The sequence below is a fragment of the Mucilaginibacter pankratovii genome, from assembly GCF_014773265.1.
Taxonomy (GTDB): domain Bacteria; phylum Bacteroidota; class Bacteroidia; order Sphingobacteriales; family Sphingobacteriaceae; genus Mucilaginibacter; species Mucilaginibacter pankratovii.
Genome location: NZ_JACWMY010000004.1, coordinates 259,877 through 275,541 on the forward strand (window position 1 = coordinate 259,877; position 15,665 = coordinate 275,541).

Here is a 15,665-nt window from a genome sequence, read left to right on the forward strand (position 1 = left end):
TTTTAGTTTAAGTTCCCTAATCTATTCAAAAACTTTAAATTTTGACATTCTATTGTAAAGAAATTAATTTGCTATTTTGCACCAGCCATTTATATTTACGCCCCGCGTGTAAACTCTTAACCAAGCACACTTATAAACCAACTATTGAATATGGATCTTTTGAACAATTACTTAATTTACTTAATCCCGGTATTTGGCCTCGTGGGGATACTTGTTATGGCCATTAAATCGGCCTGGGTAACCAAACAGGAAACCGGCGATGCATCTATGAACGAGCTGGCAGGCTACATTGCAGATGGTGCAATGGCGTTCCTGCGTGCCGAGTGGAAGATACTGAGCTACTTTGTGGTAGTTGCGGGCTTGCTGCTGGCATGGAGCGGCACTACGGTTGCTACCTCCAGCCCGGTTATTGCAATTTCGTTTGTTATCGGCGCATTTTTATCAGCGTTTGCAGGTTATCTGGGGATGCGGATAGCTACCAAATCAAACGTGCGTACTACACAAGCCGCTAAAACCAGCCTGGCGCAGGCTTTAAAAGTATCGTTTACAGGCGGTACCGTTATGGGTCTTGGCGTTGCAGGTTTAGCTATTATTGGTTTGGGTTCGTTATTTATCGTATTCTATACGATGTACGTAAAAAACGTTGCTGGTGCTACCGTTAATGGTGACGACATGGCGAAGGCGCTTGATGTTTTGGCTGGTTTCTCCTTAGGCGCCGAGTCTATCGCGCTGTTTGCCCGCGTAGGCGGGGGTATTTACACCAAAGCAGCAGACGTAGGTGCCGACCTTGTAGGTAAGGTTGAAGCCGGCATCCCCGAGGATGATGTGCGTAACCCTGCTACCATTGCCGATAACGTGGGCGATAACGTAGGCGATGTTGCCGGCATGGGTGCGGATTTGTTTGGCTCATACGTGGCCACCATGTTAGCCACAATGGTATTGGGCCGTGAGATCGTGTCGAACGACGCCTTCGGCGGTATAGCCCCGGTATTATTGCCGATGGTTATTGCAGGCCTGGGTCTGCTGTTTTCTATCGTTGGCGCATCGCTTGTTAAAATTAAAAACGAAACCGACAGCGTACAAAAGGCGCTTAACATAGGTAACTGGGCGTCTATCATATTAACAGCCGTAGCTACTTACTTTTTGGTGCAATGGATGCTGCCAAATGATAGTTTTCACATGCTGCGCGATGAGGATGCCAACCATGCTATCAAAGCAGGTTCACTGGTGTTTACCAAGAACGGGGTTTTTGGTTCGATACTGGTAGGTTTGGTTGTTGGTACTTTAATGTCCATCATCACCGAGTATTATACCGCTATGGGTAAACGCCCGGTGATGAGCATCATCAGGCAGTCGGCAACCGGGCACGCAACCAATATTATCGGCGGTTTGGCCGTAGGTATGGAATCTACCGTATTGCCAATTTTGGTATTAGCAGCCGGTATTTACGGTTCTTACTTTTTTGCAGGCTTATATGGTGTGGCAATCGCTGCTGCCGGTATGATGGCTACAACTGCTATGCAATTAGCAATCGACGCTTTTGGCCCTATTGCCGATAACGCGGGTGGTATTGCCGAAATGAGCCGCCTGCCGGAAGAAGTGCGCGGCCGTACCGATAACCTGGACGCTGTAGGTAACACTACCGCCGCAACAGGTAAAGGTTTTGCTATTGCGTCTGCAGCTTTAACCTCACTGGCGCTGTTCGCGGCCTTTGTGGGTGTTGCGGGTATTGAGCATATTGATATTTATAAGGCCAACGTTTTGGCCGGTTTGTTTGTAGGCGGTATGATACCGTTCATCTTCTCCGCCCTGTGTATCTCGGCAGTAGGTCGCGCGGCCATGGCCATGGTAGAAGAAGTTCGCCGTCAGTTCCGCGAGATCCCGGGTATTATGGAGTATAAGGCACGCCCTGAGTATGAAAAATGCGTGGAGATCTCTACCAAGGCTTCTATCCGCGAGATGGTTGCACCGGGGCTTATCGCTTTAATTACGCCAATTGTCGTGGGCTTTATTTTTGGTCCGGAAGTATTGGGCGGTTTATTGGCCGGTGTTACTGTATCGGGTGTGTTGATGGGGATCTTCCAAAGCAACGCAGGTGGTGCATGGGATAACGCTAAGAAATCCTTCGAAAAAGGCGTAGAGATAAACGGCGAGATCTACTACAAAAAATCAGAACCGCATAAAGCGTCTGTAACCGGCGATACCGTAGGCGATCCGTTTAAAGATACCTCTGGTCCGTCGATGAATATCCTCATTAAGCTGATGTCGATTGTTTCCCTGGTTATTGCACCGCATTTGAATACGAATGAGACCGGCGTAAAAACGGCACAGCGGCAGGAGAAAGTACAATCCATCACGGTGCATGTAGTGCAGGTAGATAAGAAATTGTAATTTAAGTTGTAGTTATTTGAAAGCCTCCTGATGAAAATTTGGAGGCTTTTTTGTTTGGAAAGTGGAAGTCACAAAACGTAATCTTAAACTTGTTTCAAGACCCCATCATATAAGTAGCCATAGTGCCCGGCTGCTTTGCATGCCGGTTACAAGCTGTATGGGGTGCCGAGATAAACCGGCATGACGTATAGTTGCTTAACTTAAAGCACAATTTTCGATTTTTAACTACGCTATATAGGAATATTTGCGAGTTTAGCTGCACCTTAAAATCTTAACGAACGTAGCCGATGCGAAAGACTTTTACCCTGACTTTTATCGTACTCATCACCATCGCCTTAACGTACGCCCTGGCCCATTACATGAAGATGGACAGCTTTGCATTTGCCTGGGCGCTTAATTTCCTGTTGATGGCAGGCACGATCAACTTTACGGAAGCATTAAAAGGCCAGCTTAATCAGGGGTATTACAACGAACAACCATGGGAACGGGGCGGAAAAATATACCGTTCGCTCGGAATTGATTTTTACCGGAAACTATTGGTTTGGATAGGCTGGGAAAAACTAAACAAAAAAGCGGCACCGGTAGAAAAGAATACCGAAGCTTTAATACACCTCCATAACCGAACAAAAAAATCTGAATTGGGGCATCTCCTCATTTTCATCATCGTGTTAGGGTTTAATATTTTTGTGGCTTTTAAATTCGGGATACTTAAGTCCCTGTGGTTGTTGGTCCTGAATATATTACTCAATTTATACCCTGTTTTATTGCAACGCTACAACCGGCCGCGAATTGAAAGAGCCATAAAGATTAGTGAACGGCGGTAACGGAATAAGTAATTATCAGGTTTTTAATAGTAAACGGTTTAGGGCACGTTTTTATAAATTGAAAACCTATGAGTAGCTTTATCCCAACATGCACAAGCCATTAGTCAAACTTATTATTTACATCATTTGCCTCTACGATATTTACCTCTATCTGCCCGATGCCCTCGGCCTGTTCAATATAGATTTTTACCCACCCGATCCGGACGCGCTTACCTACTTTGATGCCGCGATGATGCTGTTTGGCGGGATAGTTTTGGGCATTATTCTCCTGAATAGTAGCGGGAGGTTTAACAGGTATTTAGGCGTATTAATGCTAATTTTGAATGTGGTACTTACGCCCTGGTTTTTGTATAAGGCTTTGCCGTAGAATGAGGAAATCTACTTTAGTAGTTAGCCATAAACCTGCGATAGGGATTGCAGTGGAAACCCCGGAATGAAGCGCTGCTTCTATCAGCAGCGCGGAATGAGGAGTTGTAAGGGAAAGCCCGGGCCGCAGGCATCGCCATTATTTTTAGAATCGAAATTTCCGGTTTTTTCCTGAACTCAAATTTATGAATTAAGAATTAGCACGACTTCTTATTTCTTTCGACTTAATCCCCAATATTCCAACCCTTAATCGAGCGTTCTTGCCCCCTGATTCTTAATCTCTTGCCTCTGATTAATTCTGTTTATAACAAACATACCGTTGTTACATTCTGCTCTTTATCTTTTCAATAAATTTAAGTACGTTTGGGCTACACGATTTTAACTATTACTGATCTTACTAAAAAATTAAAATGAAGTTATTTATCAAGAAACCGATAGCGCAGTTAATGGCCGCGTCGGCGGAATCGGAGAAAACATTAAAACGAACGTTAGGTGTTGGTTCGCTTATTGCGTTGGGTATTGGCGCTATTATAGGCGCGGGTATATTTGTGCGTACAGCTGCTGCGGCAGGTGAGCACGCAGGCCCTGCAGTAACCATATCCTTTTTAATTGCAGCTGCAGGTTGCGCGCTGGCAGGCTTATGCTACGCGGAATTTGCCAGTATGATACCTATAGCAGGTTCGGCATACACCTACTCGTATGCCACTATGGGCGAGTTTATCGCCTGGATCATCGGCTGGGATTTGGTGCTGGAGTATGCTTTGGGTGCCGCAACGGTATCTATAGGCTGGTCGCAGTATTTTAACGAGTTTTTGCATACGTTCTTTAACGTGCATATACCGTTTATCTGGTCGCACTCACCGTTGGAGGTATCTAACACCACAACCGGTATGTACGCCGCCGAACTTGGTCAGCATGGCTATGTGAACCTTCCCGCCATCTTCATTTTGCTGATGCTTACCTTATTACTTATCCGTGGTACTGCAGAATCTGCTGTGGTAAATAACGTTATTGTAGTAATAAAAGTAGCTATCGTATTAATGATCATCGGTTTTGGCTGGCATTTCATCAACCCTGCATTGCACACACCTTACATGATCCCTGCTGATGCGGGTACCATCAAGGTAAGCGCGGGCACGGTTGACTATGGCGACACCTTTAACCATGGCTGGCTGGGCGTATTGCGCGGCGCAAGTGTGGTTTTCTTCGCGTTCATCGGTTTTGATGCAGTATCCACCGCTGCACAGGAAGCTAAAAACCCGCAGCGCGATATGCCAAAAGGTATTTTGATCTCTTTGGCTATCTGTACCGGTTTATACATCCTGTTCTCTCACGTACTTACCGGTTTGGTATCATACAAAGAGTTCCTTATCCAGGGTAAAGAAGCGTCGGTTAGCTATGCTATCAAAGCAGCCATGCCTGGGTACGGCTGGTTAGCATCGTTTGTAACAGTATCTATCCTGGCTGGTTTCTCTTCGGTTATCCTGGTGATGCTGATGGGCCAAACCCGCGTGTTCTACACCATGAGCGTTGATGGCCTGATCCCTAAAGTATTCTCTCAACTGCACCCAAAACACCGCACACCATACAAATCTCAATGGTTGTTCTTTGTGTTTGTATCCCTGTTTGCAGGTTTTATTCCTGATAAATACGTGGGCGATATGGTAAGTATCGGTACCTTATTCGCGTTCGTACTGGTATGTTTGGGTATCTTCATCCTGCGCCGTACCGATCCGAATTTGGTTCGTCCGTTTAAAACGCCATGGTATATGGTGGTTTGCCCGCTGGGCGCCGCTATCTGCTTGTGTATGATAGCAAGCGAAGGCTGGGAAAACTGGGCACGTTTAATTGTTTGGTTACTGATAGGTTTTATAATCTACTTTACCTACAGTATCAAACGCTCACACGTTCGTAAAGGCGTTGTAGAGCCGGCTAACGACCCTATCAACCCAAAATATGTTGAATAACTAAGCTTAAAACCTATAAAACAAAAAAGGTTCTGTTAAACACAGAACCTTTTTTGTTTTCAACCTTTTTGTAGCAGATGAAAGCCAATAAAACCCTGTGGGTGCTTGTTTTTATTTCGGTGATCAATTCCATGGGCTTTGGCTTTATTGTGCCGCTGCTGTATTCCTATGGCAAAAAATTCGGTGTTACCGGGCAAACCATCGGCTTGCTTACCGCTGCGTTTTCTATCGCGCAGTTTTTTGCCACACCGGTGTTAGGCTCACTTTCTGATCGATTTGGCCGGAAGCCTTTGCTGGCTATCAGCCTGGTGGGTACCTGCGCATCGTTTATCCTTTTTGGGTTTGCCAATAGCCTAATATTGCTTTTCGCTGCGCGGATATTAGATGGCATTACAGGTGGCAACATCTCGGTGGCACAGGCCATGGTATCGGATATCTCTTCACCAAAGGAGCGCGCCAAAAACTTTGGGATATTAGGTTCGGCGTTTGGTTTCGGCTTTGTAATAGGCCCTGCCATAGGTGGCTTGCTCAGCAAGTTTGGTGAAAAGGTGCCTTTCTTCTTCGCCGCAGGTATAGCGCTGATAGGTGTATTGCTTACGGTGTTCCTTTTGGAAGAAACCAATAAAAGGACGAAAGACGGGAAGAGTAAGGATAAAGGACATAGCTTCAACTTTGTATCCCTCATTACTGTGATGAAGAAACCGGTTATAGGCACCGCGGTTTTGGTTGGTTTTTTGCTGACAATGGCGCAGTTCACCATGATCATCGGTTTTCAAACCTTTACGGTAGATGTTTTGAAAATTAACCCCACCCAAATCGGACTGATGTACGCAGGTTTTGGTGTAACCGGGATATTGATGCAATTAGCGGTTCCGCTGATCAAAAAAGTAATTCCATCGCAGGCTTTGATCCTGATGCTCTCCACCCTGGTGTGCCTGGGGATGATGATACTAACCGGCTTTGCTACCGGTCTGGTTATGTTCATCGTAAGTATATCTGTCTACGGCTTATTCAATGGCTTGCGCAACCCCATGCTCAACGCCATTATTGCCGACCATAATAACGACTCGGAAAAAGGGGAGGTGATGGGCATCAACCAGTCCTATGCCTCTATCGGGCAAACCCTGGGGCCGGTTAGCGCGGGGTTAATTACGGCTATATCGGTACATAGTATTTTCTTTTTGTCGTCTTTATATATTTTAATTGCACTTTTGTTCAGTATTCGCTTAAAGTCGAGAGAGTAAAACCCGAACACCTATGCCACACTTCATCTTTAAAGAGATCCTGTCGGTAACGATGATCCTCTTTGCCATTATTGATATCCTTGGTGCCATACCCGTGATTATCCAGTTAAGGCAGCGTTCCGGCCATATCGAATCGGAGAAGGCAAGCATAGCGGTGTTGGTGCTCATGATCGCCTTTTTATTTGTGGGGGATGAACTACTTGCCATCATCGGTCTGGACATCTCCTCGTTTGCTATCGCGGGTTCTATCGTGATCTTCATCATCGCGCTGGAGATGGTATTAGGGGTCGACTTTTTTAAGGAGGAGGTACCCGAGTCGGTATCCATCGTTCCGTTAGCTTTCCCGCTTATAGCCGGTGCCGGTACCATGACCACGCTGTTATCCCTCAAATCGCAATATCAAACCCAAAATATCATCGTAGGTATTATCGTAAACACGCTGTTTGTTTACCTGGTGCTCAAGAACGTGCAATGGCTGGAACGACTATTTGGCAAAACCGGGCTGCATATTTTGCGCAAGGCTTTTGGGGTGATACTGTTAGCTATCGCGATAAAATTGTTCAGGAGTAATAGCGGGCTTTAATTTCAATTTTCCTGTCCGGGTTTATGAGTTGTGATTAAAACATAAAAAAATGATTTTACTGGTTTTGCTGTTCGTACTTGCGGTTTCTGTTTTGTTAGCGATGCTTATTGCATCTAAAGTGAAGCGGATGCTGATAGCGTCGACCAATAAGCATGCAAATGCGATAAGCATATTCGCTTTTGTATTTAGTTTTTTGGTTATTTTCTGCGGGATAATTTTTGTGCTTATCTTAAACATTGGGTTTAGCAGAGGAGGAGGCAGGCATGTTTAGAAATAGCGAAACCGCCGGCTAATAAATTTGATACAATTTATCGTATATTTCACCATATCAAAACCTTATCAATAGCCATGAAGTCGGACTTACAGACATTAGCAATTTACAGCTCTTTAGTAAGCTTAGTTGGTTTGATAACCTACTTTATATCGCGGGCTGTGGAGCGCAGGCTCGAAGGATCAGGCAATAAGCGGGCGAGATTATGGGGCGCATTAACCTTTATACTGAGTTATTTTATTACGCTGTTTGCTATTGGCACTATTATACTTCTACAACTCAGTTTTTCAAGAAGATGATAAAAAACGTTACCCCGGATAAAGCTTAAACCAATCCATAAATTTCAAATGCCGTCACACACCGCTATTTTATTATTTCTTAATATCGGTACGCCCGAATTAGTGATAATATTGGCTATTCTTTCCATTCCTGCTTATTTTGCATCACGTGCCATTTGGCGGGCCTTTCAAAGTTCTGGCAGAGGATACGCCATGCTTTGGAGTATATTAACGTTTATACTCTGCTTTTTTGCTACATTGTTTGTTATAGGAGCCGTTATCGCCGCCGGTTTTGATTTTGACAGATAGCACGTGTTTATGCTTTTTTCTCCTGATCAGCCATTCGGCAAATAATAAATTTGGTACAAAACCCATCCAGGCATCAATCATGTACAGCGGTAGTGGGTCGATATTAACAAAACCGGAGATGATGATCTTCCAGAGCCTTAAGGTGACCGCTGATAGCGTAAGCGCATAACTCCGGATCATGTTTTCTTTGTGAGCTTTAATATTTCCGGCTTTTATTTCAACCACGGCTTTGTAGGTAAACCAAAACCAAAGGCAATCTAAAATTACAAATGCAGTTTTAGTAGGCAGCAAGCCGTTGGCGTAAATGGCCATGATCATGGCTGCGGGAAAATTCACCAGCAATACATCATAGGCATATATCTGGCCCATCAGCCGGTGTACACGTTTATGATCGCGCAGGATATCGCCGTTGAATTGCGTAAAGCCCGCCAGCAAGGCAAATATTACCGAAAATACATGGGTATAAAAAGCGATCTTCCAGGGGAGGATATGGAGGTACTCCTGTTTATACTGAAGAAAGCCGATATTATCCCTCATGGGGAAATATTCTATAATACCCCTCAGCATTAAAAAAGTAGCCACGCAAAGCAGCATGTAAACTACTGTTGTTTTGAGGATGTATTTTACGGTTTCCAATATGCCCTGAAGCAGGAGTTTTTAATTTGAATGGGAAGATATGAGTTATTAAAATGAGAAGCAATAAAGAAGGTTGCGCGTTCTTTAATCCGCGTCCTCAAATTTCCAAATCAACGAATCTTCAAATCAAACTCACTCACTTCTCAAACTCTTCACCGGATTCGCCAGCGCCGCCTTAACAGTTTGTATACTGATGAGTATTGCCGTAACTATTGTTAAAGCCAGCACCGCCAAAATGAATGGTACAGGCGTGAGGCTTATCTTATAAGCATAATTATCCAGCCAACGCTGCATCAGGTAATAAGCCAGCGGACAAGCAACCACACCGGCAACAACCACGGTGCCCAAAAAGTCCTTCATAAACAGCATCATCACATGGTTTACAGATGAGCCCAGCACTTTGCGGATGCCGATTTCTTTGGTGCGTTTTTGAACGCTGAGCGAGATAAGGCCCAATACACCCAGCAGCACAATAACGATGGCCAGGCCGGTTGCCACGTAAGCAGCTTGTTTAAGCTGCAACTCAGTTTTATACATTTTGGCGAGGGCATCGTCCATAAAATTATATTCGAATGGCGCGCCCGGCATTACTTCGGCCCATTTCTTTTGCAGGGTTTCCAGGCTGCTTTGGATATTGCCCGGCCTTAGTTTAATGGAGAAAAAGCGATAAAAGGGCGTTTGATTTACGTTGTAAAATGTAACAGGTTGCATTTTCGCCTGCATCGAACCAAATTGGAAATCGGCAACAACACCGCAGATGGACAATGGATCGCGGCTGCCCAATGCCCGGAACTGCTGCCCGATGGCGTCCTTCGCATCAGCGAAGCCCAGCGCTTTGGCTTGCATTTCGTTGATAACCACCTTGCCCGAATCTGCCTGCGTATACTGCGGCATAAAAAACTGACCAGCCTTTAGTTTTAGTCCGTACGTCGCAGCGTATTGGTTATCGGCTACCAATATCTGCGATGAAAACCCCGACGCGGAATCCGCATCCATTTTAGTAGCACGGAAGGTGCCGCCGTTGTTACCATCCGGAATTTCCCATGATAGTGTTACCGAACTTACCTGAGGCAATTGCGCCAATCGGTAGCGATTACTTTCCATCTTTTGCACGCCGGGTTTGCTCCAATCACGCGGGAGTTGGGCGTACACCACGTAATCTTTATCATAGCCCAAACTTTTGCTGAAGAAGAGATTGATCTGCTTGGAAACTACGATAGCACTGACAAGCACCACCGCCGCCGTAGCAAACTGGAAGGCGATAAGCGCCTTACGGAAGATTACGTTATCCTTCACCTGGTTCAGCTTTCCTTTTAAAGAATCTACAGATTTTAATGAGGATAGCACTAAAGCGGGGTAAAGCCCCGCCATCAGCCCGATAACCAATGCCAGCGCAAAGGGCAGCAGGTAATAATAAAGCGGGAATGAGAATAGTCTGGTAAGATCCGTCCCTAACAAATTGGCAAAATAGGGGCGGGCAAGCCCGTAAATACCAAGCGCGAACACTGTGGCGATAAACACCATCAATACCGATTCCGTCAGAAACTGCCAGATAAGTTGTTTCCTCAATCCACCCAAAACCTTGCGAATGCCCATCTCTTTCATTCGTTGTGAGGAGCGACTGATACAGATGTTGACAAAGTTAATAACCGCCATCAGCAAAATAAACAGCGCTATAAATGATAGGGTATACAGCATCTTTTTCACCAGCCCGTTTGTTGCTTCTAAATAATAAGATTTCAACGGCACGAGATAGGGGGTAAGGTTGGCAGAGATTTGTGGTGGCGCATTCTTTTTGATGAGGCTACGCATAGGGCCATCCAGCGCTTCGGGCTTTACACCGGGGCGGAGTTCAATCAAGCCGCAGATGACGGTGTTGTTCCAGCCATCCAAACTTCTGCTTAAGAATTTTGCCGCAGCGGTTGGTAAAAAGAAGGTACTGTTACTTTGGTCGCTTACGTTGGTAACCGAGTTTTTGCTCAGCTTATCCAGCACGCCGTTCACTACAAAATCGTGCTTGTCGCCTTTAAAATTTTCTATGCTCAGGGTTTCGCCCACCACATCGGTTTTGCCGAAATATTTGATGGCCATATTGTCGGTTATTACTACCGAGAAAGGATCGTTCAGCGCGGTATTGGCATCCCCATGCAATAGTTTAAAGCCATAGGTAGTTAAAAAGGTGCTGTCGCCAACCTGGATGCTCTCCCTAAAGTGCTTATCGCCTTTAGATACGTTAGAGCTCACGCCATCCCAATGGTAAGAGTTAGCTACCAGTGTGGGGTACTCATCCTTTAAAGCCTTTGGCATCGGTGCAAGGGCGGTGAGTACGTAGCCCATGTTAGGGTCCTTCCATTTGCTTTGAATGATGTACTGGTTATCGGCGTTTTTAAGGTCGGCATTAATGTTTACTTCATGCCATACGTAGCTGGCAATGAGCAAGGTAAAAGCGATACCTACCGATAGCCCGAATATATTGATAAGCGAAAAAAGCTTGTGCTTGATAATGTTGCGCCAGGCGATGATGAAGTAGTTGTGCAGCATAGGTGTGGGGTTTGTACACCTAATGTAGGGAGCTAAAGAGCAATAAATGAAAAGATTAACATTATTTAACAATGCCCGTTGCTGCCGCGAGTTTCCAACTCGTGGCGCGCATGGCTGCAGTTTTCAACTGCCGCAAGCTGGAAGCTTGCCCAATGCCAACCACGAGATACGCTGCGCTAATCTCGCGGGAGCCGTTAACTCAACTCCTCAAAAGTTCCCCCTTCAGGGGATTGTGGCGCTCTGCTTGCGGCCGCTGTCAGCCTCGCCACAAACATCGTATCCGCCTTGCGCTCGTAACCTTTCAGTACCCGCATCTCTTCCAGTTTCAGGCCTAATTGTTTCACCATAAAATCTACTGCATCCTCATTTTCGGCCTTAAAGGCCGAGCAGGTGATGTAAATGATGGGTTTACCCGGTTTAAGATGCTTCACTACATTGGTGATGATGCTTTGCTGCAGGCGTTTAAAAAAATCGGCTCTGTGGAAATCAAACTGGCTGATCATCTCCGGGGTGCGGCCCCAGGTACCCGAGCCACTGCAGGGCGCATCTAAAATAATACCGTCGAACGCGTACTGATATAAAAGCTGCTCGTTATTCTCGGTAAGGTCCATCAGCTTCTTCTGGTATTTACGCAAACCGGCCTGCTGGAAACGCTCATCTAAATTGGATAGGATAGATTCGCGGATGTCTGACACCACGAGTTTGATATCCGGTTGCAGACTGTGCAGCAGCAGCGATTTACCGCCCGATGCCGCGCAGGCATCCCACCAGCTATCCCATTTTTGCGGCTTAAAGTAATTGGCCGTTTGTTGCGACGAGTAGTCCTGCACCTCGTACCAATGTTGTTTGGCAAAAATAGTTTCCAAACGGGTGCCGTTGGGCAGCGATAAGCAATTATTCCCCTCATCCTTAAAAATAACTCCGGCTTTGATAAGCTCCGCTTTAACCTGCGCTTCCATGCCTTTGGCCATGCGGATGTACAGATCGGGCTGCACAAAAAAAGATTTTAAGTATGCGTCCTTATCTATCCCAGCAGAAAGTTGCGCAGTCCATGGAAACACGTCTTCCAGTTTAAAATCGGGGTGGGCGGTTTTGACGAGGTTTATCTTTTCATCGACTCCAAAACCTATGCAAGCGGCCCATTCGGGTTTAAAATGCTGCAGAAAGGAGTTGGTTTGCGTGTTGCACAAAAACTCGGCAACCATCAGCCGGTCTTCGGGGGGGGTGTTGTAAAGTGCCTTGCCTAAACGGAAGTAATTATATATCAATCGACCAGCAACCTTACGGTCGGTAGAGCCCATTTGTTTGTTTTGCCTGTAAAAGCCGGGGAGGAATTTGCCTAATGGTGTATCTGCCGGGTAATCACCCAAAATGCGCTGAAAGGTTTTAAGCTGGTTTATGGCTTTCATTGCACGGGTTTAAGTTCAAAGTTTTCGTAACGCAGGATATCTACGTGCGTATTTATCCAGCCTTGCCCCGGCCTCTTTTCAAAATGAAAGCTGTTGTGAATCCCGGTAAAGTCGTTTTGTTCTACGCGGCGGTAACTATCATCATCGCGGGCCAAAAGCTGCCCGAAGTAAAGCCCTTCATCAAAACCTTTTATGGCGAAATCGGTAGGGTCGGCGCGGTATACTTTGCGGTACAAGCGAATAAAGTTATTGGTTTCGGGCGATTTGTAGTCCACCTTATCGGTACTGGTGATATGCGTTTTTAAGCGTTGCAGCAGGGGCGCTTTTAAAAAGGCGAACTTCTCCCAGTTGGGATGCCCAAACACCATAACCGGGAATTTGCGTGATAAAGTATCCAATGATTTTAAGGTAACCATCAAAAATGCCTGTTTGGTTGAAGATACTAAAAAAATGTTATCTACCTTATTGTTCAGTTGCGCAACCAGTGGTGTAAGGTTGCCACGCACAACTGTAAATGGCACCACCTGTATCCTGCGTTTGCTCAGGCTATCTATAGTACGCTTAAAGGGGGCGGTGTAAAGTTTTTCATCGCTAAAGCCGGAGTTAAGGATGTAAACCTTCTTTGGTTTCAGCCTGCTGGCTATGTAAGTTGCCGCGCCCCGGGCATGGTACTCCAGCGGCGGGGTCATGGTAACCAGGTTTTGGTTATTGAACAGCGTGGGCGAAGCCGGCGATAACGGCGATACAAGAGGCTTGCGCGAATATTGAAACATCGCCGCAAACAGCCTGATATCCTCCGGGAATATCGGGCCGACGATCAGGTCGCCATTTTTTACCTGCGGGTTTAGCCCGAGGCTATGTATAGCGGCATCATCCTTACTATCGTAAACCTGGAGTTTAAAGTTGGCACCCTGCCCGGCAACAGAATCAAGCGCCAGCTTAAAGCCCTGGTAATACTCTACCGACATGTTGGCCTTCTTCAGATCGGCCGAACTATAGTTTTGCCCCGGCGCAAGTTTATCCAAACTCAAAGGCAAAATAAGCGATACTACGGAAGATTTTGCCTCAACAACATTTGGTTTAGCGGGTGCTTTTTCAGGTTTTACAACCGGTTTTTCGGCTACGGGTTTGGTAGCAACGGGTACAGTACGCACTTTAGGCGAGCATGCGCTCACCAAAAGGGCTACTAATACTATAAACCACTTATTCCCACTCAATGGTGGCCGGTGGTTTCGAACTGATGTCATATACTACCCGGTTAATTCCTTTTACGTTGTTGATGATCTCGTTAGAGATCTTGGCCAGCAGGTTATAAGGTAAGTGGCACCAATCTGCCGTCATCCCGTCTAACGATTCTACCGCGCGGAGGCAAATTACATTCTCGTAAGTGCGCTCATCGCCCATAACGCCTACCGATTGCACCGGTAAGTAAATGGCGCCTGCTTGCCAAACACTATCGTAAACACCGGCCGAGCGTAAATTGTTGATATAAATCGCATCAGCCTGTTGTAAAATATCAACTTTCTCGGGTGTGATGTCTCCTAAGATCCTGATAGCCAAGCCCGGACCCGGGAAAGGGTGGCGGCCTAATATATTCGGGTCGATGCCTAAGGCTTTACCTACGCGGCGTACTTCGTCTTTAAATAAGGTGTTTAAAGGCTCTACCACCTTCAGTTTCATAAAATCGGGCAAGCCGCCAACGTTGTGGTGCGATTTGATGGTAGCCGATGGCCCTTTCACCGAAATCGACTCGATAACGTCCGGGTAAATGGTACCCTGGCCAAGCCAGCTTACGCCCTGTACCTCGTGCGCGGCATCATCAAATACCTCTATGAACACGCGGCCAATGGCTTTACGTTTTTTCTCAGGGTCGGTTAGGCCTGCCAGCGCATCGTAAAAACGTTGCTTGGCATCAATGCCTTTTATGTTGAGCCCCATGTGCTGGTACGAATCCAAAACAGATTGGTATTCGTCTTTACGCAGCAGGCCGTTATCTACAAATATACAGTGCAGGTTGGCGCCGATGGCCTGATGCAGCAATACCGCCGCAACAGATGAATCTACACCGCCTGAGAGCCCTAACACTACTTTATCATTGCCCAGTTTTGCTTTCAGTTCGGCAATGGTGGTTTCGATGAACGAATCGGGCGTCCAATCCTGGCTGCATCCGCAAATATCAACCAAAAAGTTCTGCAGCAATTGCTTGCCGTCGATGCTGTGCGTAACCTCTGGGTGAAACTGGATCGCATAGGTTTGCGTGCCGGTTACCTGGTAAGCCGCAACTTCAACGCTATCTGTACTGGCAATGATCTCAAAATCATCGGCGATCCTGGCGATAGTATCCGCATGCGACATCCACACCTGCGAACCTTTCGGAACATCTTTAAACAGTGGATTGTCCGCTTTAATATAGTCGAGGTTGGCGCGGCCATATTCCCTTGTGCTGGAGGCCAGAACCTCGCCGCCATGGAAATGCGCGATATATTGTGCACCGTAGCAAACGCCTAATATTGGCAGCGTGGTATGGTGTTTTACAAAATCGAAGTGAGGCGCATCTTCCTGGCGAACAGAATATGGACTACCCGAAAGGATGATACCTTTTACACTTTCGTCAACTTCAGGAACTTTGTTAAAGGGGTGGATCTCGCAGTAGATGTTGAGTTCCCTGACACGGCGCGCGATAAGCTGGGTAAACTGCGAACCGAAGTCAAGAATGAGGATTTTTTCTTGCATGGGCAAAGATAGGTTTTTTTAGAAGATTTCGGATTTCGAATTTTCAATTTCGGATTTTTTATAAGGATATCTACCTTGCATTCAAAGCTCCGCCTATTGATAACGGAGCCTGA

Annotated in this window: 11 protein-coding genes; 6 read left to right on the forward strand and 5 right to left on the reverse strand. The window is 46.1% G+C overall.

The genetic code is table 11. The features are described from left to right. Window positions 1-150: 150 nt before the first annotated feature. The 6 genes from IDJ77_RS09670 to IDJ77_RS09695 all read left to right on the forward strand — a co-directional run bounded on the left by IDJ77_RS09670 (window position 151) and on the right by IDJ77_RS09695 (window position 7,375). Window positions 151-2,391, forward strand: a complete 2,241-nt coding sequence (locus IDJ77_RS09670; RefSeq protein ID WP_191188736.1) for a sodium-translocating pyrophosphatase — start codon at window positions 151-153, stop codon at window positions 2,389-2,391. A gap of 287 nt (window positions 2,392-2,678) precedes the next feature. Next, window positions 2,679-3,215, forward strand: coding sequence for a glycosyl-4,4'-diaponeurosporenoate acyltransferase CrtO family protein (locus IDJ77_RS09675; protein ID WP_191188737.1), 537 nt, complete (start codon window positions 2,679-2,681; stop codon window positions 3,213-3,215). Window positions 3,216-3,303: 88 nt separating this feature from the next. Continuing rightward, window positions 3,304-3,582 carry a hypothetical protein gene (locus IDJ77_RS09680; protein ID WP_191188738.1) on the forward strand — a complete coding sequence of 93 codons (279 nt, stop codon included), beginning with the start codon at window positions 3,304-3,306 and terminating at the stop codon, window positions 3,580-3,582. 409 nt (window positions 3,583-3,991) lie between these two features. Next, entirely contained in the window at window positions 3,992-5,548 is a 1,557-nt protein-coding gene (locus IDJ77_RS09685; protein WP_191188739.1) for an amino acid permease, read from the forward strand. 77 nt (window positions 5,549-5,625) lie between these two features. Then, window positions 5,626-6,792, forward strand: a complete 1,167-nt coding sequence (locus IDJ77_RS09690; protein WP_191188740.1) for an MFS transporter — start codon at window positions 5,626-5,628, stop codon at window positions 6,790-6,792. Window positions 6,793-6,805: 13 nt separating this feature from the next. After that, the gene (locus IDJ77_RS09695; RefSeq protein WP_191188741.1) at window positions 6,806-7,375 is read left to right on the forward strand and encodes a MarC family protein; all 570 of its coding nucleotides are present in this window, start codon (window positions 6,806-6,808) and stop codon (window positions 7,373-7,375) included. 777 nt (window positions 7,376-8,152) lie between these two features. Here IDJ77_RS09695 and IDJ77_RS09700 read toward each other — a convergent pair. The 5 genes from IDJ77_RS09700 to guaA all read right to left on the reverse strand — a co-directional run bounded on the left by IDJ77_RS09700 (window position 8,153) and on the right by guaA (window position 15,552). Beyond that, window positions 8,153-8,869, reverse strand: a complete 717-nt coding sequence (locus tag IDJ77_RS09700; RefSeq protein WP_224751033.1) for a DUF2306 domain-containing protein — start codon at window positions 8,867-8,869, stop codon at window positions 8,153-8,155. A gap of 132 nt (window positions 8,870-9,001) precedes the next feature. Continuing rightward, a complete protein-coding gene (locus IDJ77_RS09705) occupies window positions 9,002-11,410 on the reverse strand; it encodes an ABC transporter permease (protein ID WP_191188742.1) in 2,409 nt (802 codons plus the stop codon). A gap of 194 nt (window positions 11,411-11,604) precedes the next feature. Further along, on the reverse strand, window positions 11,605-12,819 hold the full coding sequence (locus tag IDJ77_RS09710) for an RsmB/NOP family class I SAM-dependent RNA methyltransferase (RefSeq protein ID WP_191188743.1): 1,215 nt from the start codon (window positions 12,817-12,819) through the stop codon (window positions 11,605-11,607). Next, complete coding sequence (locus IDJ77_RS09715; protein ID WP_191188744.1) at window positions 12,816-14,066, reverse strand: ABC transporter substrate-binding protein; 1,251 nt, start codon at window positions 14,064-14,066, stop codon at window positions 12,816-12,818. Before IDJ77_RS09715 ends, IDJ77_RS09710 begins: the two co-directional genes overlap by 4 nt. Continuing rightward, window positions 14,023-15,552, reverse strand: a complete 1,530-nt coding sequence (gene guaA, locus IDJ77_RS09720) for a glutamine-hydrolyzing GMP synthase (RefSeq protein ID WP_191188745.1) — start codon at window positions 15,550-15,552, stop codon at window positions 14,023-14,025. Before guaA ends, IDJ77_RS09715 begins: the two co-directional genes overlap by 44 nt. Between the last annotated feature and the right edge of the window lie 113 nt (window positions 15,553-15,665).

What these genes read in the sequence shown, in the direction of transcription:
- IDJ77_RS09670 (WP_191188736.1), top strand. Translation starts at nt 151, where the DNA reads ATGGATCTTTTGAACAATTACTTAATTTACTTAATCCCGGTATTTGGC.
- IDJ77_RS09705 (WP_191188742.1), bottom strand. Translation starts at nt 11,410, where the DNA reads ATGCTGCACAACTACTTCATCATCGCCTGGCGCAACATTATCAAGCAC.
- IDJ77_RS09690 (WP_191188740.1), top strand. Translation starts at nt 5,626, where the DNA reads ATGAAAGCCAATAAAACCCTGTGGGTGCTTGTTTTTATTTCGGTGATC.
- IDJ77_RS09695 (WP_191188741.1), top strand. Translation starts at nt 6,806, where the DNA reads ATGCCACACTTCATCTTTAAAGAGATCCTGTCGGTAACGATGATCCTC.
- IDJ77_RS09675 (WP_191188737.1), top strand. Translation starts at nt 2,679, where the DNA reads ATGCGAAAGACTTTTACCCTGACTTTTATCGTACTCATCACCATCGCC.
- guaA (WP_191188745.1), bottom strand. Translation starts at nt 15,552, where the DNA reads ATGCAAGAAAAAATCCTCATTCTTGACTTCGGTTCGCAGTTTACCCAG.
- IDJ77_RS09710 (WP_191188743.1), bottom strand. Translation starts at nt 12,819, where the DNA reads ATGAAAGCCATAAACCAGCTTAAAACCTTTCAGCGCATTTTGGGTGAT.
- IDJ77_RS09715 (WP_191188744.1), bottom strand. Translation starts at nt 14,066, where the DNA reads ATGACATCAGTTCGAAACCACCGGCCACCATTGAGTGGGAATAAGTGG.
- IDJ77_RS09680 (WP_191188738.1), top strand. Translation starts at nt 3,304, where the DNA reads ATGCACAAGCCATTAGTCAAACTTATTATTTACATCATTTGCCTCTAC.
- IDJ77_RS09685 (WP_191188739.1), top strand. Translation starts at nt 3,992, where the DNA reads ATGAAGTTATTTATCAAGAAACCGATAGCGCAGTTAATGGCCGCGTCG.